Genomic DNA, 21,556 nt, shown 5'->3' with positions numbered 1-21,556 from the left:
GTCACTTGTGAGCTTTACACCGTTCGATGTTGTTACATTACAGGTTGATTTGCCAGGTGAAAAATTGTATCGAGGGATGCAAGGCGTGGTAATCGACATCTATGAGGATCCAGAGAAAGCCTATGAAGTCGAATTTTGTGACGATGAAGGGAATACTATCTCACAAATTGCGCTACTTCCCGACCAAATAGCTTAGGTTCTACAAAAATCAAACCGGCCATAGAGCCGGTTTTTTGTTATTCAGATCTTCTTTGGTGGCATGATATACTTCGCGAGAGACATTCAGGCGTAACGGTTAATCGTTATCATGGTAAAAGTACAACTTCAGTTGTGAGTAAATTGAATTGCAACGAAATTTAATTGATCAGATAATATCTAACACAAACAATAAACGGAGTTGAAAATGTCCTTTGTCTCACTATCCAACCTCGCTGCAAAAACAGGCCGTATTGCCCAGAGCAATAATGTAGCCGTTACGCAGAGCAAACGAGTGACGGGAGCCGTTGAGCTGGGCTTTCGCCTCAGTCGTTCAGTCATGGACGAAACCGGCATCAACATTGGTGACCGTGTTGACATCCTGCACGATGCAGAATCCTCCCTGTGGATGATTAAAAAGATCCCGGTAGGTGGCTTTGCCGTGGCGGGCCAGAAAAATAAAGCCGGGGAGTTCTCTTCCTGCGCTATCCGTCTGACGTTGCGTCCGGGGTTCCCGCGTCTGTCAGATGATGATGAGGCATCAGTAAAGCAGTTTTCACAGGATTCAGACACACAGATGGAGAAAGGTCAGATTATCTTCAGGCTGGGTGATGAGTAGGAAGGCGATGAAGGAAGAGGCAGGGAACGGATACACAGTTTGGCGACTAGGTCCGGACCCTGCCTTCAGTAACCCGCGCTGTAACATCAGTTTACAGGAGGTTGTCCATAATATTATGCGCATTTGCATATCTATGGCCACAACTTTAAGTTTAACTAAACTTAAATCCGGTATCTCTGTTTTACATCAAGTGGTTAACCTGAAGTCTTATTGTATAAATATCAATAGGTAAGGTAATCAACGATGACTTTATTAACGATCCATCCCTCTGTTGCCCGTGCTGAGTTGGCTTCGAAGTTCTCTGCTCATCCAGCGCTGTTGTTGCAAATTAATCGTATGAAGAATGCTCAGGTCGTTGTTTTGTGCTCTCTTCTTCGCGGAGAGCGACTGACTTCGGCAGGAAATAACGTAGTAGCCGACTACGAAGTGCTCAGACTTCCGGCCATTGTGGAAATCCTGGAGAAAAAATATTTTATCCCAGTCCTGCACTGCAATGTTAATACTACGTCTTCAATCGCCCGATGTGCCACAACACAGACATCCTACATTGTAGAAACTGACGTGATTAAAAAGCTTTTTATCGATCCTGAAGCTGTATGTAGGGAACATAAAAAGTGTATTGCATCACGCGAGTGGGAGAAGAAACAGAAAAAAATAGAGAACCTGATCAAGGGTTACGGTGGGTTGGCTGAAACGGTTTTATCTTTTACCAAACATGTCTACAAGGATAAAATGCCGGATAAGGAAAAGCTGGATGAGCTGGAGGAAAAGTTCCGCAATCTTTTTGATGAGCTGGATAATGCCTCATAACAGCTCGCCAACTTGACACAATCCCGGCCGTTGAGCCGGGATTTTACTTTATAGCCTCTCAGTTACGAGTGCATCGGCGGTCCCGCAATTACCTGTATAAACTCCGCTACCTGTCGTTGCTTGCGGGCGGAAAGTTTTTTACATGCCCGGCGCAGTGTGGTCACTACTTCTGGTTCAGCAGGTTCAGCAGGTTCAGCAGGTTCAGCAGGTTCAGCAGGTTCAGGCTGAGGCTCCTGCGCAGTCAATATCAGACAACCCGATAGCACCTTTACTTCCAGTGGCCTGCCAGTCTCAAATCCTGCCTCAGCCAGTTCCCCTTAAGGATAACAGCCGGTGACGGTTCAAATGTCCGCGAATCCCGGACGTAGCCCACAGTGTAAGTCCGTGTTGTTGTGGATATACCTGTGCCTGACTTATGATGTTGCTCAGCCATAATAACTACCTCTGCTAGTTGCTGTGGTCAGCGGGGGTCAGGTGCTCCAACACCTCAGCCCCGCGTTAATAAATTTATCCCTTCTCTTTAGTTGCCGCCTTTCCTACACGCGCCACGGCCTGCGTGACCTGACTCTTCACAATCATGGTGCTCAGTCGTTACTTCCTGTTCTTTAAAAGGCGGCGACCGCCTCGCGTTGCAGGCCGGCAACGACATTCTCAGCCTCACCGACAGCGAACAGCGCAGCAGCGCGGGCAGCCTGACGCTGCAGGCGGGGAACGCGGCGACCGTTCACGGCAGCGACCTGGTGGCCGGTCAGGATCTGACGGTGCAGGGTAAAAACGTCAGCATCAGTGCGGCGGAGAACAGCCACACGGCGCTGACGAAAAGCGAGTCGAAAAGCAGTGGCCTGACGCTGGGGTTATCCGGTACGGTGGGCAGTGCGCTGAACACCGCGGTGCATCAGGCGAAGGCGGCGAAGAAAGAAGAGAGCGGTCGTCTGGCGGCGCTGAAGGGCACGCAGGCGGCGCTGACCGGGTATCAGGCGGCCCAGGCGGCACAGCTGGCGGCGGGCGCGACGGGTGGCAGCAGCGATGGCAACATCGCCGGGCTGACGCTGAGTTACGGTAAGCAGAAGTCGACCTCGGAGCAGCGTGAGGAAGAGCGTACCGCATCGGGCAGCCACCTGCAGGCGGGGCGCGATATGCATATCGCGGCCACGGGAGGCGACCTGACCGTGGAGGGCGGGCAGCTGAAGGCCGGACAGGATATGGCGCTGTCGGCCAGCCGGGACCTCAGCCTGACGTCGGGGAAAAACAGCACGCAGAGCAGTGGGCACAGCAGCAGCCACGGCGGTAGCGTGGGCGCAGGGCTGTCGGCGGGCGGGGGCGCACTGGGGCTGAGCGTGTCGGCGAGCGCCGACCACAGCCGGGGCCATGAGAACGGCAGCAGCCTGACCCACAGCGAGACGACGGCGGATGCGGGCCGGAGCCTGACGCTGAACAGCGGGCACGACACGGTGCTGCAGGGCGCGCAGGTCAGCGGCGACTCGGTGAAAGCCGACATCGGGCACAATCTGCAGATTGCCAGCGAGCAGGACCGCGACCACTACGACATGAAGCAGACCGGCAGCAGCGTCGGGGGCAGCGTTATCGGCGGTATGGGCATCGGCGGCTCGGCCAGCCTGAGCGGCAGCCGGGATAAGATGAACAGTGACTTCGCCAGCGTAAAAGAGCAGACGGGGGTGTTTGCCGGGAAAGGCGGCTTTGATATCAGCGTGGGCAGTCATACGCAGCTGGACGGCGGCGCGATTGCCAGCACGGCAGAGAAAGAGAAGAACCGGCTGGATACGGGGACGCTGGGCTGGAGCGATATTCATAACAAAGCCGACTACGACGTCTCGCACCAGGGCGCAGGCATCAGCACCGGCGGCGGCGTGGGCGAGCAGTTCGTCGGCAATATGGCGAACAACACGCTGGTCGGTGCAAACGGCAACGGTCACGACAGCAGCACGACGCACGCGGCGGTGGAAGACGGCACGATAGTTATCCGGGATAAGGATAAACAGCAGCAGGATGTGGCAACGCTGGACCGGGATACGGAGCACGCGGCGAAAGGCCTGAGCCCGATATTTGATAAGGAGAAAGAGCAGAAGCGGCTGCAGGAAGCGCAGGTTATCGGGGAGATCGGCAGCCAGGTCGGGGATATTGCAAGGACGCAGGGCCAGATAGCCGGGCAGAAGGCGGAGAAAGACCCGGTCGCGCTGAATGCGGCGAGAGAACAACTCGCTGCCGGGGGCAAGCCTTATACCGAATCGGATGTGGCGCAGCAGGCGTATAACAATGCTATGGCCCCGTGGGGCACAGGGAGCGCGATCCAGCAGGGTATCCAAGCGGCAACGGCGGCGATACAGGGGCTGGCTGGCGGCAATGTGGGGCAGCTGCTGTCCGGTGCGGCTGCGCCGTATCTGGCAGAGCAGATCCACAAACTGGCCCCGGACGAAGCCAGCCGGGCGATGGCGCACGCGGTGGTGGGTGCCATTGTGTCGTACGAGGCGGGTAACGGTGCGGCAGCGGGGGCTGCCGGAGCGGTCAGCGGCGAGCTGATGGCGCAGCTGGTGATGAAGGAGCTGTACGCCGGTAAACAGGTCAGTGATCTGACGGAAACGGAGAAACAGACGGTCAGCGTGCTGGGCACTCTGGCGGCGGGCCTTGCCGGAGGTATCACGGGCGGCAGTGCTGCAGATGGAGTGGCCGGGGCGGAGGCGGGTAAGAATTCCGTTGAGAATAATGCGCTGGGTGCGATGGCCGGAAGTGATCTTGGCTTCTGGCTGGGCAAAAATCCTGACTGTGATACTGCCTGTAAAGCCGGTATAGCCAAAGGCATTTCGGAAGGAAACCTTGTGGTATCAGCCGGTGTTGCAGGCGTGGCCGGTGGTGCGATGGTTGTAGGAGCCACACCGGAAATCGTGGCGGCGGCGAAAGCGGCACTTGAGGGATGTACGGCGGCCCCGGTAGTCTGTCTGAACAATGCCGGACTGCAGGTGGCGGAAGTGGTGACACCGGGCGGTGTTGGTGCAGCAGGAGCTATCGGGGTTGGTAAAACGGCGGCAGAGGCGGCAGCAGCGAAGGCTGAAGCAGTAGCAGCGAATGCCGCTAAGAACATATCTTCAAATGTTGGTAAAATTAATGCCGGAAAATTCGGACAATTTGAATTAAATTCCTTATCAAAAACCGGAACCAATATTGATCCAGCGGCTAAATCTGGGAACTTCACTATTGCAGGAAGAGCATTACAGAAACATGGAAGCCGTGAAGGAAGTGCCTATCCTGTTGCTAAAGGTACCCCGGCTCAAATCAATGAGCAGGGACAGAAAATATTAGATGGGATAATTAAAGCGCCAGGATCCTCCACAAAAGAAGGAAATCGTTTTGGAGGATTTGATGTTATCGCCCCTGATGGGCGTGGTGCTAGATTTGATCCCCAAGGAAATTTCCGTGGATTTTTGGAACCTTAACTATGAACTCTAAAGATCAACTAAAGATCGTGATCGCAAGTGATGTCGATTATGAAGAATTAATAGCTGAAATTTATTGCAATGATGAATTTATCGCTCTCTTACAACAGGAGAATGGGATAGATGATATTAAGCTTGAATTTTCGCCTAATCTTACCTCATTAAGTCTCGACTGGCTTCAAAATGCGTTAAGTGAGGCTAAGAATAAACTGTTAGAAAAATAATAAAATCCCGGCCACTGAGCCGGGATTTTACTTTATACGCCAGCCAGTTAGTGCCTTATCGCTGCGGCTTACTGATCACCTCGATCAGCTCCGTCACCTGGCGCTGCTTGCAGGCCGACAGCTTACAGACCTTCTTCAGCGCCTGCATAATCTCTGGCTCAGGTAGAGGCGGTTCCTGAGCGGTAAGCACCAGACAACCCGGCATCACCCGTGCATCCAGCGGCGTGCCGGTGGTAAAGCCCGCTTCAGCCAGCCAGTTGCCTTTAAGCGTGACAGCCTGAACGGGCTGGCACTTCGCGTCACTGACATAACCCACAGTATAAGCCCCTGTTGTTGTGGATATACCTGTGCCTGACTTGTAATACTGCTCAGCCATAATCAACTCCTTTCGTTGGCTGTGGTCAGCGGGCTGTTGGTGTTCCAGCTCCTTCAGCCTGCGTTCGGGTTAACTGTCTTCTTTAACCGCCTTCCTTGCCGAATCCTGGCGCCAGGATATATGGGAAGACTCACGTTGTGAGTAATGAAGACGTTGAAGCGCAGTTCGCCGCGCGTCGTGCGAGACTGTCAGGTAAAGCATGAAAGTGCTGTTGGCGCAGGAAGCGCTTAACGACCGTTTAGCAATATGAACATTACCGGCTTGTATACGAAGCGGAATGAATCTGCCCGACAGGCAGGACGCCGCCGGGCGTTGCTGGGGGCTTCGGGATTTTATCTATCGCATTGCTGGTTTCCCGCATGCTGTTTAGTGCCGAATAAAACATCCCTCATGCTAAATTATCCCTTTCCTCTCCCACCAAAGAGATCCCCCATGCTGAACGGACTTAATCACATCACCATCGCCGTCAGCGATGTGACGAAAAGCTTTGAGTTTTATGTCAATACGCTGGGCTTTACGCCAAAGGCAAAGTGGGCGCGAGGTGCCTACCTTTCGCTGGGCGATCTGTGGCTTTGCCTGTCGGCGGATACCGTGTTGTCCGGCGGGGATTACACCCACTATGCCTTCAGCATCCGCAGCGAAGATTTTGATGAGTTTGCTGCCCGTCTGAGAGGCAGGGGCGTGACGGAGTGGAAAACCAACAAAAGTGAAGGGAAATCGGTTTACTTCCTCGATCCCGACGGACACCGGCTGGAGATCCATGATGGCGATCTGGCCAGCCGCCTGATGGCCTGCCGGGACCAGCCTTATGATGGCATGACGTTTTTCTGAAACTAAGCGGGTAGTAGAGCCGCATATCGGCGCTTCAACGCCTATTTCGCCAGCTCTTCCAGACTATCCCGGAAAGCCGTCACGGCAATGGCGCGGTTATCAGCCAGGTAGCGATCTTTCGGCGCGGGTGCGGAGCTTTGCACCGCAATCAGCTGCCATTCTCCGTCTACCTTAAGCAGCAGCGGGGAACCGCTGTCTCCCGGCAGGGTATCGCACTGGTGCGACAGCACCGTTTTCTGCGCCCAGCCGGTGATCAGGCAGTCGCTGTGGGAGTAAAGCGTATCCAGATGATCCTCCGGATAGCCCGCCTGGGTCACTTTGCGCCCGGTCGCCTTGAGTGCGGCGGTCATCTCGCCGCGCGTGCCGGCAAACAGCGGTAGCGGAACGATACCGGAAGGGGGATTACGTAAGATAATCAGCCCGAAATCATAGGGTGCCGCAGAAGCCGGAACAATCCAGCCGTCGCCGTCGGCCTTGAGTTTTTTCCCCAGAGTGGGATTCACCCGGCCTTCAATATCGTGGATCTCATAGCGCCATTTGCCGTTATTACCGGCAATAAAGCGCAGTGCGATGGCCTTATCCAGCTTACCGGGAGGAGCCAGCAGGCAGTGCCCGGCGGTCAGCGCAAGATGAGGGGAGATCAGCGTGGCACTGCACAGATTACCGCTGGCGGTTTCAAGCTGACCGATAGCTTCCCACGGCTGGCTGGCGGTATTGCTGACCGGCAGGCGATCGTCTTTACCAAAAAACAGCGTGCGGGTATCGGCTTCACTTTGGCCATCATCATCGGCATGGGTTTGGGACGAAAGAGCGAGAAGACCCAGTAAAAACACAGCAGTCAGGCGCATATTTCTCTCAGGCTGGGCAGCATTAAAGGTGATTACGCTAATGCAGTAACTATAGACGGATAGCGCTTAAAAAGGGAGATTAATTTGGAATATCAGCACGCTACAGGGTTCAGATGTAGAAGCTGGCGGCAATTACACCGCAAAGGATCATCACAACCAGAATGATTTCGAATAAATAGCGGCGCACCATCATCCGAGACTCCGGGAAAGAAACACCCGGATTATCCGGGTGTTTGAGTTAAAGATCTTATATCGGGCGGCTGTCCGCCCGTCTGCAGAACTTACGCTTTAGGTGCAGCGGCTTTCTTGGCAGCTTTGTGGTGCTTCTTAGCAGCCTGAGCTTTCTGAGCTACTGGCTTCTTAGCGGCTTTGTGGTGTTTTTTAGCGGCCTGAGCTTTCTGCGCTACTGGCTTCTTGGCAGCTTTGTGGTGTTTTTTAGCAGCCTGAGCTTTCTGCGCTACTGGCTTCTTGGCAGCTTTGTGGTGTTTTTTAGCAGCCTGAGCTTTCTGCGCTACTGGCTTCTTGGCAGCTTTGTGATGTTTTTTAGCAGCCTGGGCTTTCTGCGCTACTGGCTTCTTGGCGGCTTTGTGGTGTTTTTTAGCGGCCTGGGCTTTCTGAGCGGCTGGCTTCTTGGCGGCTTTGTGGTGTTTTTTAGCGGCCTGAGCTTTCTGAGCGGCTGGCTTCTTGGCAGCTTTATGATGCTTCTTGGCAGCCTGAGCTTTCTGCTCGGTCGCTTTCTTGTGTTTTTTGTGATGCTTAGCGGTGGCTTTAGCCGGAGCCGGAGCCGCAGTTGTGGTGGTGGCAGCTGGAGCGGTGGTAGCTGGGGCAGCTGTTGTCTCAGCAGCGAAAGCAACTGAAGACAGACCCATTGCAGCGGCTACAACCAGAGCAAATAATTTTTTCATTGCAAAACCCTCAAATGTTTATTCATGTGTCAGCCCACTGCGGGGCCGGTGAGTAAACTATATGAGAACGGGAGGGGCGCTTCAGTGAGTGATTGGTATCGGCGTGTAACCGAATGTACAAAGGGGGATACGGCGGTCGCATCCCCCTTACGGGCAGTCATTACGGCGGGTTTACTTCAGATAGCGGCTCTCAAGGTGCTGGCGGAACCACAGCGGGTTGAGATCTTCGCCGGTGGCGTTTTCAATCAGCTGACGGGTAGAGAAACGGCTCCCGTGCTGCCAGATGTTTTGCTGTAGCCAGTTGAATACCGGCTGCAGATCGCCCTGAGCAATCAGTTCGTTGACCTGCGGAATAGCGCGCTTGAGCGCCTGGAACAGCTGCGCGGCGTACATCGCGCCCAGGGTGTAGGTCGGGAAGTAACCAAATGCGCCGTCGGTCCAGTGGATATCCTGCATGCAGCCATCGCGATAGTTGCCGGCGGTGTTAATGCCCAGCCAGTGCTGCATTTTCTCCTGCCACAGGGTCGGAATATCGTCGACTTCAATGTCTCCGGCAATCAGCGCGCGTTCAATCTCATAGCGCAGGATCACGTGGGCCGGATAGCTGACCTCATCTGCATCCACGCGGATCAGCCCCGGCTTCACCCGCTGGTTCAGGGCGATAAAGTTATCGGTGGCCATACCGCCGCGTTCACCCAGCAGCCGCACCGCCAGAGGCTGGATCAGACTGAGGAACTCCGGGCTGCGGCCCAGCTGCTTCTCAAAAAACAGGCTCTGCGACTCATGGATAGCGGTGGAGCGGGCCAGTGCAACAGGTTGATCGGCCCACTGCTGCGGCAGGTTCTGCTCATAGCGCGCGTGCCCGGTTTCGTGGATCACGCCCATCATCGCGCTGATAAACTCTTCGCTTTTGTAGCGGGTGGTGATGCGAACATCCTGCGGCACGCCGCCACAGAACGGATGCGCGCTGACGTCCAGGCGACCGGCGTTAAAGTCAAAGCCCAGCAGCGTCATAATCGCCAGGCCCAGCTCCTTCTGCTTCTCCTGTGGGAATGGCCCGGCCGGAACAATCACGGCCTCCTTCGACTGCTGTTCAACGATCTTCTGCAGCAGATCCGGCAGCCACTGTTTCAGGTCGCCAAAGGTGCTGTCCAGCTTCGCGCTGGTCATACCCGGCTCAAAGATATCCAGCAGCGCGTCATAGCGTGAACAGCCGTTTGCCTGTGCGCGGATCTCCGCCTCCTCGCGGCTGAGTTTCACCACCTCTTTCAGATTGGCAGCGAACCCCGCCCAGTCGTTGGCGGGCCGCTGCTGACGCCATGCGTGCTCGCAGCGTGAACCGGCGATAGATTTCGCTTCCACCAGCGAAGCGGGCAGCAGCGATGCCTGCTGCCAGGCGCGGTGCATTTCATACAGATTCGCCTGCGCCACATCGTCCAGATCTTCCTGCTTTGCCTGGTCCAGCCATTCGCCCACCTGCCTGGCAGTCAGGATCTCATGGCGCAGCACGCTCAGCTCCGCCAGCGCCTCACCGCGTGCGCGGCTGCCTCCGGCGGGCATCATGGTTTGCATATCCCAGCCGGTAATCGCGGCAAGATGACCAAAGCGTGAAAGGCGCTGGAAGGTGCGGGTCAGATTTGCATAGGCAGATGACATACGGTTCCTTAATAAAAGAGAAGTTCAGACGCCTCAGGCGTCACGCAAAGGGTGGTTCACGGGCCAGCAGAAACGCACGCTGGCTCCGCCAAGCGGGCTGCTGTCAATCGTCACGTAGCCGCCAAAGGCCTGGGCAACGGAGTGGACAATGGCCAGCCCGAGGCCGCAGCCGCCGGTGGCGCGATCGCGGCTGGGATCGAGGCGAACAAACGGCTCGAATACCCGCTCACGTTCTTCCAGCGGGATACCGGGGCCATCGTCTTCGACCTGCAGGCAGGCAATGTCGCCGTCAAACCACAGTCCTACCCGTAGCCGCTTGTCGGCATAGCGCAGGGCGTTATTCACCAGGTTGTCCAGCACCCGCTCCATCAGGCGGGTATCCGCCACCCCATGATTCTCGCGCTGCGGAGTATCCAGTGCAATATCGGTATCGGGATTGACCAGGCGGATATCCTGCAGCCGTTCGTGCAACCACTGCGCCAGATCGAGCGATTGCAGATTCAGCTCCACGCGCGGGCGATCGAGGCGGGCATAGGTCAGCAGCTCTTCGATCAGCGCTTCCAGCTGGCCAATATCCCGGTTCAGCGCCGTGGATTCAGCTTCGCTGAGGTTGTCGCTCATTTCCAGACGATAGCGCAGCCGCACCAGCGGGGTGCGCAGCTCGTGGGCAATGCCGTCTATCAGTTGCTTCTTGCTGGCGACCAGCGTGTTGATATTATCGGCCATCTGGTTGAAAGCGACACCCAGGCGCAGCAGGCTCGAGGTGCTGTCAAAATGAATACGCTCGTCCAGATGGCCCCGGCCGAAGCGCTGCGCGGCGTTCTCCAGCTTGAGCATGTCCTGCCAGTGCGGGCGCATCCAGATAAACACCGGCAGCGCCAGCGAAATACCGATAAACGCCAGCAGGGCGATATCCAGCAGGCGCATTTCGTGCAGATAGAAAAGATACGGGATCGGGCCGACCGCCAGCACGTAATGGCTGCGCGGAATATGTTGCAGGAAGGTGTATTCGTCGTCGAGAGCCACAATCTCACCCGCCCGCAGGCGGCGCAGCGTCGGTGGGTCGAGCTGGTATTTGCTCATCGGCTCGATGTGCAGCTTAAACGAAAGATTGAGGTCGAGATTATTAATCGTCCGGTTCCAGTCCCTGGGTGGGATCTCCCGCAGTTCGCTGCGCATCAGATACAGCGAGCTCTTCATTAAATCGTCCATCGACTGGCGGCCGGCGCGTTCGGCGGTGAATTTGTACACCAGCCCGACCAGCATCGCCATCACCAGGAAGCAGACAAACAGCAGCAGATAAAACTGAATAAACAGCTTTCTCATTCTTTATAACTCAAAAATCAACATGTTAGCTACCTGCCGTTTACCTTCAGGGGCACTATGGGGGCACTCGTATAACCACCAATGCGCTGATTCAGGTACGAAACCTGATCGCTGTCGAGGGCGGTAATCCAGGAAGAATATACCTGAAAAACCATTTCTGCATTCTCATGACCCATTTGACTCGCTATAAAAGCAGGGTTTGCACCGGCTGACAACATCCAGCACGCGTAGGTATGGCGCAGTTGATAGGGGCGTCGGCGTCGGATACCCGCTTTGCGTACAGTAACATCCCAAAGTGACTTTATCGAATTAACGGAGTAATGCGGGGCCTGCATGCCTTTCAGCATCCGCGGCATGAATACAAAATTCAGCTTCTGCGTTTCTGTTTTACCGAATTCTCTGTGGTGGATCGTCACTGGTACCTGAGGTGCGTTTCCTGTTAGCTCCTTTTGAGCCCGCAGGGCTTCCAGCGCTGGCTCAAGCAGCTTTATTATTCTGTATCCGGATTCGGTCTTTGGTGGGCCGAAAATGCCTTCTTGAGTAAGGTTACGACTGACGTGAACTTCTCCAGTAGTGAGATCGATATCGTCCCAGCCCAGTGCGCAAAGTTCACCAGGACGTATCCCGGTATAGGCAAAAAAATGCCACATGTTTTTCTGTTTTTCCGGAGCGGCATCGTTTGACTGCTAGTACTCATGTTTCAGAAGTGGGTCAGGTTTGGTATGCCCTTTATCCATCGGGCTCAGTGGCGTATTACGCATTACCGACATTCGTTGCCGGTGAGTGGGACATCATCAGCATGTCGGTATCTTCAACATCCCTGCGCATTTGAAAATCAGCATGGAGAGGTGCTGCAGCTTGAATTCCCCAGTGCAATCAATCTCACAAAATGGGCGACTCCGTTACTGCTGGGTCAGGATGTTGCCGGGGGAACCTGCGAAGGATCAGTTGGGTTCGTCGCTGTCTATGATGGCGCAATGACATAAGCGCAGCGCAAGGCTGCCATCACTGTCGGTTCGGGGGGAATGTTAAGTAGGATGTGATCCTGCGGATATCGTTAATGCCCCTCACCGAGTTTTAATTATTTTTAAAGTTTAGGGGCATGTATGTATTGGTAATTGCTTAGATTAAATCATAGATTTTATATGGTTATAGGAGGTGTTTAGCATTTTTCCGATGAGGTCATCATCAACTCGTGCCCAAAAAACATCCTGATTTTCTCCGGCCCATTCATGCTGAGTGTCAATTTTAAATTCATAAATTCCCTCTGTGGATTCTATTAATTTTAATCCTCTAAGGTTTTCATTAACTAGAGACTGATAGAAGAAAATTATGAAGCACTTTTTCCCGCCTGTTGAATAAAACTTCTGGAATATTTTTAGTTTTTCTTTAAGAAGAAGAAGGTTTTGATTATCACAATGTCGATGGTGGTAAAGGAAAATGAAATTAGATTTTCCTTTTTGGCTTGTCATACGTGTTAGTCTTCGCTTGAACGCATCAACATGTTCAGGTTTATCAAGGGGGTTGTGGTGAGTGAACTCAAAACCATTCATATGAAGTTCATGGTAATGAACTGAGCTTTTATCGTAATAATTTGATCTTACTACGTGCTCATTACCAATAGTTGCTGTATATAGATGTTCTTTATTTAATAAGTTTTCGTAATTATCATTTTCCATGTCGAGTATGTAATCAATATTCGATCTTCCGGATGAAAATACAGAACTGTAACTTTTTCTATGATGCCTCTGTAAAATATCATCCGACAGGCAATTTTCGCCTAATGACAACCAAGTAAAATCATTGTTTTTTTTAAACTTACACAATAACACGCTGTGGAAATAAGAAATTTTGGATTGAGTTTTATTGATTAGCTCTGTGATTGACATAGAAATTCTATCCTATAAATCATAAGTGTTTTTTACATATCCTCTATCGTAATGTAAGTAAACTGTATGAATATGCAAGATAATATTTCAGCTTATCACTTAAGTTATTGAATTTATTTAGATTCGTTTTTTTGCTCTGTCGTTTATCTAAGTCGTGGATTAAAAAATATCATTAATTTTAATACTTTTGGCTGTTATGAAAAATTAGTAGTTTCTTGAATTGAGGATGACCTACCAAATGATCAACTACATGTCAGCTGATGCCAGGGAGCCTTATTTGCTAAATATTCTTGCTTGTCAATCAATTACCCTAAACCCCGCCAGCACCTCTTGAGCCCTCTCTGAAAGCGATAGTGCTGTATTTACATACAGTTAAATCTAACAGTAGGGCATCATGCCACGCCGCTATGAAAGCCCTATTCATATTAACTGGGCTCGATAACCATCGTTGGTAGATAGGGACGCAACACCCAAATGAATAACAAAGTAATTAAAATTATGATTTTTATTAGAAAAATGGTGTCATCCCAGCGATTTGTTTCTTGCCAGTTAAGCGGCGCACGAGCTAAGTGAGTAGTATGGTTCGTAATGCATTGATTTATTTTGCGATGTTCTGTTATAGTTTTAAACAATTCCTCACAATAAAATAACGTTATACACATCAACACTTTACGGGATAGTTATGTCAAGAAATAACTTAGCATATAGGCCAGATATTGATGGCTTGCGAGCGATCGCGGTGATGTCAGTGCTTTTTTATCACGCGCTCCCTAATTTTTTCAGAAGTGGATATATTGGAGTTGACATTTTTTTTGTCATTTCTGGTTTTTTAATAACAACAATAATACGGAAAGAATTAATAAGAGGGGATTTTTCACTCGCATCATTTTATAAAAAAAGAATTCGGAGGATATATCCTGCGTTAATAATTACCATTTTAGGTGTTTTGTTTTTATCATGGTTTTTGTTGTCTACTTCAGAGTTTTCAATAACGCTTAAACACGTAATATTTTCAAGTTTATTTACTGAGAATTTTTTACTTTGGAGTGAAGATGGATATTTTGACAAAGCTTCAATATTCAAGCCAACTCTGCACATATGGAGCTTGTCAATAGAGGAGCAGTTTTATATTTTCTGGCCATTTATAATAGCGTTTTTTGTTAAGCGAAAAATAGAAGTAAAAGGAATTTTATTTTTCATAATCGCATCTTTTTGTATTAATGTTTACGATATTTCGAACAACCCTGCGGCAGCTTATTACTCACCTCTTGGAAGGTCTTGGGAATTGATGGTGGGGAGTCTTCTTTCTGTTATTTATACAGATAAAACAATAAAGGATTTAAACCCGAAAGTAAGAGGGGGTCTGGCATTATGTGGGTTAATAATCGTTCTCCTTTCTATTTTCCTTATTCCGTCTCAAAAGTTATTTCCTGGATTTTATGCTATTCCTGTGGTTTTAGGGTCGGCGTTAATTATATTTTTTAGTGAAAATACTATTGTTGGTAAATGGTTATCAATAAAATCAGTTGTCTTTATTGGCCTTATTAGTTACCCGCTATACCTTGTTCACTGGCCGTTAATGAGCTTTGCATCGATCTTAATTGGTCGTGCATCTGACAAGGCTAACGTGCTTTGTATTATTGCCTCTCTTGTTATAGCGGTCGGAATTTACTCTATAATTGAAAAGCCTATACACAGAAAAAAACTGTCCGTGTCATATCAGTTGTTTTTTGCAATGATAGCAATACCTTTGCTATCTTTTTATCTGATGGGATCTAAGTCAAGAATAAATGAGATGGTATTACCCAGTGAATCCGAATGGTCTTTCCTTAAAGCGAATCACGAAAAATTCGGTCTCCATGAGTTTAACAACAATGGCACAGGGATCTACACTATGATGCCCAAACCAGATAACTCATATGTTTTCATTGGCGATTCCCATATAGCAAATTTAGCTGAATATATTGATGATAGGCTCAATAATACTTCAAATCCTCCTGGTGTCGTTATAGCTGCTGGAGGTGGGTGCATACCTATAAAGAATGTTTATACAGACGATCAGCGCAGGAAAAGCTGCTGGGATATGAGGGATTCAGCCTATCAAAAAATCAAAGATAGCGGCGTCAAGAATGTCGTTATAGGTGGTGCATGGTATATGTACTTCTTTAGCAAAAAAGATTACTTTTATAAAGATGATAGCGGAAAATTTTCTATCAACTCCGAAAATGGAATGAATCTTGCTATAAGTAGCCTGATGACCACTATTAAAGAACTTACTAAAATGGGTAAAAATGTCTACTTCATTAAAGATGCTCCATACATCACAGATGTGTTTCCTGGCATTTATCGGATGAGGTTGCAACCATTACTGAGCTACAATCCACATGAAACCGTCAGTGTTAGCATGGATAGAGATCAGGTTGACTTCATTGGAACTTTGGCGTCAAAAGCGCAGAGTTCAGGTGCACAAATTATAAATATATATGATAAGGTCTGTGGTTCAGAAACATGTAAATTGACTGATAATGGTGAATTTATGTATGCAGATGCTGGGCACTTTAACCCATCATGGCTACGTAAGAATAAAAATATACTTGGTGATATAAAACTATAATAAAGGACGCCCTGCTAGTCAGGGCTTTTCTCTTTGTCAAGTCTGTCCTATAAGTACAACTGCAATTATTTTTTTAGTCCTATCGGCATCTTAAATTCCCTCCTCAATGATCTGCTTGATCCCTCCTAAAAAAAGGCAATGCTGTGCGTATATACAGTATTTTTTGACGGGAGGGCATCATGCCTCGCTACTACGAAATTCCCCACGCATTTAAAAACAGCATCAAAAAAGAACCCAGCGGCCGTCGGGTGGTCCACACAGTCGATTTCGTGCGTGAGCTTGCAGCGCTGAATCACCACTGGTCATTGAAGGAAGCCAATAGATGGATCGAGCATTACCAGAGTTGCTTTAAAGATATCTCCACGGAAGAGGGCGAACGCCGGATTTTCTTCTTAACCAACTCCGACCACATGAGGTAACAGCATGGGCTTTCCATCACCGGCAAAGGATTACGTCGAGACGCGGCTAGACCTCAATGCGCTACTGATTTCGCACCCATTATCAACCATGATCATCAATGATGTGGGTCGCCTGGTGATCGTTGATCGGTCGCTAAGAGCGGGCCAGGGTGACACAGTGGCTTTTGAGTTGTTCGGAGAGGGACGTATTGGGAAACTGTCGGTCAGGGCGCTGATTACTGAGGAGGGAGAAGCGATTGAGGGGGAGGCGCTTGACGAGGTGACGATTATCGGTCGTGTGACTCACATCGCGCTGGAGATTACGCCGGAACATCGACCAACAATCTGAACGCCCGAAAAGTGCTCAGGTTGAAAATTCAACAAATAGCAATAATCTTATTGTAAGTAAATAACTACTGGCGAGAAAAAGAAGTGCAAGACAATGATTCAGATAGAAAAGCGCTCATAGGCTGCGCAATTGGAACAGCCGTGATTAGCCTGATGGCTAATGGACATGCTTTAAGCAAAGAAAACATCATTTATGAATTGGAGCGAATAAAGGCCTATTCATCTGACTTACAGGTCAAGAGCATCAGCAAGGCCGCTGCGGACATTTTGAGGTAGGGAGATCAATGATGATTAACCCACAAGTGGCCTCAGCTTGAAAGCACCAAAAGCCATAGGGTATCTGGCCGGGTTTCTCCCCCATTTCTCCCCGGTGACTCCCCGTAAAAAAACAGGCACAAAAAACCAGTCGTAAGAGCCTGGTTTTTCTAAGGTATCTGATCGGCACGATAAAATTTTTACCTCCGACCTCGTCCCATGACCTAGAGTGCGAATATCTGAGTTTGGGTATAAGCGTACCGTTAATAGGCATATCAGTTTCGCACGGAGCCTGGGGGTATATTTCAATGCGTTAATTTTTGTATCTTTGCTTGTAGTTCTGCTATTTCCTGATTGATTACGTTAAATCCTAACTCTTTAACCTCTTTAAGCTCAGCATCAATAGATTGAAGTCCTTGTGCGTAGTCAATCATTATTTGTATTTTTTCGCTGTGCAACTTTTCATACATTATTCTGTTTTTGTTATTGTCTGCCATGTCGAAAATAATTTTCTCGCAATCGGTAATAAGCTGATTATTTCCCTTGTAAGACTGTATTAAAGAACGCGCATAAGTATAAATTTTAATTATTGAATCCCTTGAGGAATCGCTCAGTTTCGCAACGACATTTGCATTTTTTTCATAGAATGTAAAGTTATCATCTCCAATAGGGAATATTACATCAAGAAAATTGTCGGGTTTGATGTTGTCAACGAGCTTTCTCATTCTCTTATCATACAAATCCATTAAAGTAGCAACTTCTCCCTTAACTCCTTTCAATACAGATAGCTGCAACTCAAGCGACTCCTTTTCTGATTCCGCTCGATTAATTTTTGCTTCACGGTCAACGCCTCTAAGAGTAAAAAAACCGCCAGTTAATGCCCCTACAAATGACCCTGTTAAGGCTATGATAGCTGATGATACCCATGTTGGAATGCTTTCAAGAAACACGCTAACTTCGCTCAAAATAGACATTTATTAATAACCTCAGAATCAATATGAGTGTGGTTGGGAACGAAAAATGTGTGAAATATCTACTGCCCTTGGCTCAAATCTAACATTTGAAATACTATTAATAAGTTATTTCAAGAATAATACACTGGTTTTTTGTTCAGTCGTTAAGGAAAACTAAGTTTTACTAGGTTAACGAGTGAAAGAGGTACACTAAAATCGATTAAAGCAGTTTTTCTACCGCCCAGATAGAGGCGACACTGCCGCGTGTATTTTTCTCTTGCAGGCGTTATGTGTTTAACATCAGTAACCCAAGAATGTACTAAAACAACTGAGGCCCGGGGATGTGTTGGTGGTCTAGAAACTGGACAGGCTGGGGCGCAGCGTCAGAGATTTAATCACGCTCGCATCCGATCTGCAGGCGAGGAGGGCATTTAAAAGCCTGACAGATAGCATCGATACTTCCACACCTGCCGGCCGGTTTTTTTCACGTCATGGGCGCTCTTGCGGAAATGGAGCGTGAATTGATCATCGAACGAACGCGTGCAGGATTGGCAGCAGCACGTGTTCAGGGTAGGGTTGGTGGTCGTAAGCGAGTCATGACACCGGAAGTTGTAGCGCGGGGGAAAAGAATGCTTGATAGCGGCGCAACCCGGCAACAGGTAGCCGATGTAATCGGGTTGGAGTGAAGACAGTATATAAATATTTTCCTGCCGAATAAGAGGGCGGACTCATGAGTTGTGAAACCTACATCAAGCCAGAAAATAGGGGCAAATTTGGGGGCATTTCACCGGCAGGGACAGAATTAGGGGCACGAAAAAGACCGTGCCCGCCTTTAAATGTCCATTGCTTGCCTGATGCCAACATACTGAATTTTAGATAAATTGTTTAAATACAGTATGTTGAAATACATCCGCACACTAAAAATGAATAAACAGCTTTCTCATTGGGCATCCCAGGCGTGCGGCGCGAACAGGTAGCCTTTATTACGGATGGTTTTGATGCGATACGGCTCGGTGGCGCTATCGAGCAGTTTTTTGCGCAGGCGAGAAATCGCCACGTCAATGCTGCGATCCATGCCGTCGTAGCTGACGCCGCGCAGGGTTTTCAGCAGGGCATCGCGGTTCAGGATCGTTCCGGCATGGGTCGCCAGCTCCCACAGCAGATCGAAGTCGGCGGTGGAAAGGGCGACGATCTCACCGGAAAGGGTCACCTGGCGATTGACCGTATCGATGCTCAGCGTGCCGAAGCGCAGGCCTTTCTGGCTGGAAACCGCCGGGGCGATCTCTTCACCCTGCGGTTTGCCACCGGCCTGGCGCAGATGCAGCCGCAGGCGCGCCAGCAGAACCGCCGGCGGGGTCGTTTTCAGGATGTAGTCGTTTGCGCCCATCTCCAGCGACAGAATATGATTCATATCGCTGTCCAGCGAGGTCAGTAGCACAATCGGGCCGGACCAGACGCCGGTGCTGCGAATATCGCGGCACAGGGTCATGCCATCTTTACCCGGCAGCATGATATCCAGCATCACCAGATCGGGGTTGGCGGCGGCGATGGTCGCTTCCGCTTTGTCACCCCGGCCCTCAACGATCACCTCAATATCGTGCCGTCCCAGGTAGGCGGCAATCAGTTCGCCCACGTCTTTGTCGTCTTCTACAAATACAATTTTATTCATGATGCCGTTTATCGGGCCAAAGATGACGGTAGCTTATCCTTTCTGAGGGATATCGCCTATTAACCTGTGCTAAATCACCGGAAAAACGCCCGGCGAATCCGCTGACATCCTTACATCTGTTAATCTAATGAATGTAGTATAATGGACGTCGAGTATGTCATTATACTCGCCGGGGCTGTTTATGCGTGCAATCAAAAGGAGGAAAGGGTGTCAGAATCTGAGCTGGCTGCAGCGGGGCACAGTGACCCTGTCTGTATAAACTATATCGATTTCCTTTCTGCTTCCTGTAAGAAACGCTGGAGCTTTGTTGATGCGATTTACGGCGTGATCCCGTTTTTTGGCATCGTCACGCGGAAAACCACGGCCGCACCGCGCGCCGCACCTGAACGCCTGAAAGACCTGGCGCTGCAGATTATCTCCACCCAGGTCAGTGATGAAATCAATATCGTTCGGCTGATTACCCTTGCGCAGCAGCAGCAAATTGCCCGCTTTGAAATCCTTCTGCCTTATCCGCTGTCCGATACCCAGCTGGCCACCGTGCGCCAGGAATATGCCCGCCCGCTGGAGCTTCAGCAGCAGGACGATCGACTGCATATCGCCATCCTGCCGCAGTCTCACTGACGGTCAGCGCATCAGCATCCAGGCCGCCGGAACGGCGGCCGCGACCAGTATCCCCATCGCCATTTTTTCTACCGTCCTGAGTGCTTTCAGCGATCCTTTTCGACGCGCGAACAAAAATAGCAGCATGCCCGGCGCATAAAGTACCACCGACAGCAGCAGATGCAGCGGGCCGGAGGCATACAGCAGCCACAGCCCGTACAGGCTGGCTCCCACCGCAACCGCCGTGATGGCGGGCTGCCCCCGACGGTAGGACAGCTTGAATAAATACGCCCCCACCAGGAAGTAAGGTACCAGGATCATCTCCGAGGCGATGGTCAGCAGCGTACTGTAGTCGGCACCGGTCAGCCAGATCAGGATCAGGCAGAGCTGAACGCAGCCGTTAGTCAGCCACAGGGAGGCCGCGGGTGCACCCCGTCCGTTCTGGCGGCTGAGGATGCGGGGAAACGCCCCGTGCTGGGCGGCAATCATCGGCACTTCTGCCGCCATAATCGTCCAGCTGAGATAGGCCCCGCAGACCGAAACAATCAGTCCGGTGACGATAATCAGGTTGCCCCAGTGGCCGATCAGCGTGGTCATCAGGCCCGCGACCGAAGGGTTACGCATCCCCGCCAGCTCGGCGCGCGGCACCACGCCGAGCGACAGCAGCGTCACCAGCAGATAAACAATCAGCGCAGCCACAACCGCCAGCAGCGTCGCGCGGCCAACATCGCGCTTGTTGCGCGCGCGGGAAGAAACCACCACCGCGCCTTCCACACCGATAAATACCCACAGGGTAATCAGCATGGTGTCCTTCACCTGCTGCCACACCGGCTTGCCCAGCGACAGCCCGCTGAAATCGATGCGGAAGCGGTCATAATTGAACGCGGCAATCGCCAGTACCACAAACAGCCCTAACGGCAGCAGCTTGCCGAGCGTGGCCACCAGATTGATCCCGGCGGCGGTCTGCACCCCGCGCAGTACCAGCGCATGAACGCCCCACAGCAGCACGGAGGCACCGAGCATGGCCTGCCAGGTATTGCCGTCGCCGAAAACGGCGTGGCCCGGGGAATCGGTAAAGAAGCTCATCGCGGAAAAAACGATAACCAGATAGGACACATTAGCAATGACGGCGCACAGCCAGTAGCCCCAGGCCGAGCAGAAGCCGATCAGTTCGCCAAAGCCCGCCTGCGCGTAGGTAAAAATCCCGCCATCCAGCTCGGGTTTTATCCGGGTCAGCAGCAGCATCGCGGTTGCCAGCAGCAAAATACCCACGCCGGTGATGCCCCAGCCTATAAGCAATGCTGCCGGACTGGCTACCGCCGCCATGTTTTGCGGCAGGCTGAAGACGCCCGCACCAAGCATAGAGCTGAGTACCAGCGCGGTGAGAGCGGTAAGCCCTAGTTTTTTGTCCAAGAATAACTCCAGAAACGGAATAAAAACCCAGTTAATTTGCCAGGTATAATTTTTACTCAGGGGAATTGCGCGATTAGGTGAACGATAGCCCTGCAAGAGGGAGGCGATTTTACGGAGTGAGGAGAGGGGATGCAATGATTTACTATGCACAAATCACCGCAGATTATTCACCAACAAA

At 50.8% G+C, this 21,556-nt stretch carries 20 protein-coding genes and 2 pseudogenes; 12 read left to right on the top strand and 10 right to left on the bottom strand.

All coding sequences use genetic code 11. The features are described from left to right. Nucleotides 1–7 precede the first annotated feature (7 nt). The 5 genes from PGH32_RS08155 to PGH32_RS08135 all read left to right on the top strand — a co-directional run bounded on the left by PGH32_RS08155 (nt 8) and on the right by PGH32_RS08135 (nt 5,297). Nucleotides 8–196 (top strand): DUF4926 domain-containing protein, encoded by a 189-nt coding sequence (locus PGH32_RS08155; RefSeq protein WP_337893738.1) that lies wholly within the window; start codon nt 8–10, stop codon nt 194–196. Nucleotides 197–403: 207 nt separating this feature from the next. Further along, nucleotides 404–814 carry a hypothetical protein gene (locus tag PGH32_RS08150; protein WP_337893737.1) on the top strand — a complete coding sequence of 137 codons (411 nt, stop codon included), beginning with the start codon at nt 404–406 and terminating at the stop codon, nt 812–814. 243 nt (nt 815–1,057) lie between these two features. Beyond that, entirely contained in the window at nt 1,058–1,624 is a 567-nt protein-coding gene (locus PGH32_RS08145) for a hypothetical protein (protein WP_337893736.1), read from the top strand. A gap of 629 nt (nt 1,625–2,253) precedes the next feature. Beyond that, nucleotides 2,254–5,073 (top strand): hemagglutinin repeat-containing protein, encoded by a 2,820-nt coding sequence (locus PGH32_RS08140; protein ID WP_337893735.1) that lies wholly within the window; start codon nt 2,254–2,256, stop codon nt 5,071–5,073. Between the two features lie 2 nt (nt 5,074–5,075). Beyond that, nucleotides 5,076–5,297, top strand: a complete 222-nt coding sequence (locus tag PGH32_RS08135) for a hypothetical protein (RefSeq protein WP_337893734.1) — start codon at nt 5,076–5,078, stop codon at nt 5,295–5,297. Between the two features lie 55 nt (nt 5,298–5,352). On the opposite strand, the gene PGH32_RS08130 is transcribed toward PGH32_RS08135, so the two are convergent. Beyond that, complete coding sequence (locus tag PGH32_RS08130; RefSeq protein ID WP_337893733.1) at nt 5,353–5,613, bottom strand: SymE family type I addiction module toxin; 261 nt, start codon at nt 5,611–5,613, stop codon at nt 5,353–5,355. A 492-nt stretch (nt 5,614–6,105) separates the two neighbouring features. Between PGH32_RS08130 and fos the strand changes: the two genes are divergently transcribed. Beyond that, nucleotides 6,106–6,504 (top strand): fosfomycin resistance glutathione transferase, encoded by a 399-nt coding sequence (gene fos, locus PGH32_RS08125; protein ID WP_337893732.1) that lies wholly within the window; start codon nt 6,106–6,108, stop codon nt 6,502–6,504. Nucleotides 6,505–6,545: 41 nt separating this feature from the next. Here the strand turns inward: fos and PGH32_RS08120 are convergent, their stop codons facing one another. The 6 genes and pseudogenes from PGH32_RS08120 to PGH32_RS08095 all read right to left on the bottom strand — a co-directional run bounded on the left by PGH32_RS08120 (nt 6,546) and on the right by PGH32_RS08095 (nt 13,128). Continuing rightward, nucleotides 6,546–7,352 (bottom strand): trypsin-like serine peptidase, encoded by an 807-nt coding sequence (locus tag PGH32_RS08120; protein WP_314424676.1) that lies wholly within the window; start codon nt 7,350–7,352, stop codon nt 6,546–6,548. A 281-nt stretch (nt 7,353–7,633) separates the two neighbouring features. Further along, nucleotides 7,634–8,257, bottom strand: coding sequence for an acid resistance repetitive basic protein Asr (gene asr / locus PGH32_RS08115; protein WP_443112745.1), 624 nt, complete (start codon nt 8,255–8,257; stop codon nt 7,634–7,636). A gap of 171 nt (nt 8,258–8,428) precedes the next feature. Then, nucleotides 8,429–9,913, bottom strand: a complete 1,485-nt coding sequence (locus tag PGH32_RS08110) for a carboxypeptidase M32 (RefSeq protein WP_337893731.1) — start codon at nt 9,911–9,913, stop codon at nt 8,429–8,431. Between the two features lie 33 nt (nt 9,914–9,946). Beyond that, a complete protein-coding gene (rstB, locus tag PGH32_RS08105; RefSeq protein ID WP_314420522.1) occupies nt 9,947–11,239 on the bottom strand; it encodes a two-component system sensor histidine kinase RstB in 1,293 nt (430 codons plus the stop codon). A gap of 29 nt (nt 11,240–11,268) precedes the next feature. After that, nucleotides 11,269–11,901, bottom strand: a pseudogene (locus PGH32_RS08100) (site-specific integrase); the annotation flags it as partial. A 465-nt stretch (nt 11,902–12,366) separates the two neighbouring features. Then, nucleotides 12,367–13,128: a DUF1796 family putative cysteine peptidase gene (locus PGH32_RS08095; protein WP_337893730.1), complete on the bottom strand. Its 762-nt coding sequence runs from the start codon at nt 13,126–13,128 to the stop codon at nt 12,367–12,369. Nucleotides 13,129–13,810: 682 nt separating this feature from the next. Between PGH32_RS08095 and PGH32_RS08090 the strand changes: the two genes are divergently transcribed. From PGH32_RS08090 to PGH32_RS08075, 4 genes are all read left to right on the top strand, one after another. Continuing rightward, nucleotides 13,811–15,742 carry an acyltransferase family protein gene (locus PGH32_RS08090; protein ID WP_337893729.1) on the top strand — a complete coding sequence of 644 codons (1,932 nt, stop codon included), beginning with the start codon at nt 13,811–13,813 and terminating at the stop codon, nt 15,740–15,742. 179 nt (nt 15,743–15,921) lie between these two features. Further along, a complete protein-coding gene (locus PGH32_RS08085; protein WP_200546817.1) occupies nt 15,922–16,161 on the top strand; it encodes a DNA polymerase V in 240 nt (79 codons plus the stop codon). Between the two features lie 4 nt (nt 16,162–16,165). After that, nucleotides 16,166–16,489: a hypothetical protein gene (locus tag PGH32_RS08080; RefSeq protein WP_337893728.1), complete on the top strand. Its 324-nt coding sequence runs from the start codon at nt 16,166–16,168 to the stop codon at nt 16,487–16,489. An 83-nt stretch (nt 16,490–16,572) separates the two neighbouring features. Continuing rightward, the gene (locus tag PGH32_RS08075; RefSeq protein ID WP_337893727.1) at nt 16,573–16,764 is read left to right on the top strand and encodes a hypothetical protein; all 192 of its coding nucleotides are present in this window, start codon (nt 16,573–16,575) and stop codon (nt 16,762–16,764) included. A 284-nt stretch (nt 16,765–17,048) separates the two neighbouring features. Here the strand turns inward: PGH32_RS08075 and PGH32_RS08070 are convergent, their stop codons facing one another. Then, nucleotides 17,049–17,717, bottom strand: coding sequence for a hypothetical protein (locus tag PGH32_RS08070; protein WP_337893726.1), 669 nt, complete (start codon nt 17,715–17,717; stop codon nt 17,049–17,051). Between the two features lie 304 nt (nt 17,718–18,021). Here PGH32_RS08070 and PGH32_RS08065 point away from each other — a divergent pair. Continuing rightward, nucleotides 18,022–18,414, top strand: a pseudogene (locus PGH32_RS08065) (recombinase family protein); the annotation flags it as partial. Between the two features lie 222 nt (nt 18,415–18,636). On the opposite strand, the gene rstA reads toward PGH32_RS08065, so the two are convergent. After that, nucleotides 18,637–19,365, bottom strand: coding sequence for a two-component system response regulator RstA (gene rstA / locus PGH32_RS08060; protein WP_337893725.1), 729 nt, complete (start codon nt 19,363–19,365; stop codon nt 18,637–18,639). Between the two features lie 207 nt (nt 19,366–19,572). Between rstA and PGH32_RS08055 the strand changes: the two genes are divergently transcribed. Further along, nucleotides 19,573–19,986: a hypothetical protein gene (locus PGH32_RS08055; protein ID WP_337893724.1), complete on the top strand. Its 414-nt coding sequence runs from the start codon at nt 19,573–19,575 to the stop codon at nt 19,984–19,986. Nucleotides 19,987–19,989: 3 nt separating this feature from the next. Here the strand turns inward: PGH32_RS08055 and PGH32_RS08050 are convergent, their stop codons facing one another. After that, entirely contained in the window at nt 19,990–21,378 is a 1,389-nt protein-coding gene (locus PGH32_RS08050) for an amino acid permease (RefSeq protein ID WP_314420517.1), read from the bottom strand. Nucleotides 21,379–21,556 lie beyond the last annotated feature (178 nt).

The organism is Erwinia sp. SLM-02, assembly GCF_037450285.1.
Classification (GTDB): domain Bacteria; phylum Pseudomonadota; class Gammaproteobacteria; order Enterobacterales; family Enterobacteriaceae; genus Erwinia.
The sequence above is the reverse complement of the archived record's forward strand: the minus strand, read 5'-3'. Positions and strand labels throughout refer to the sequence as shown.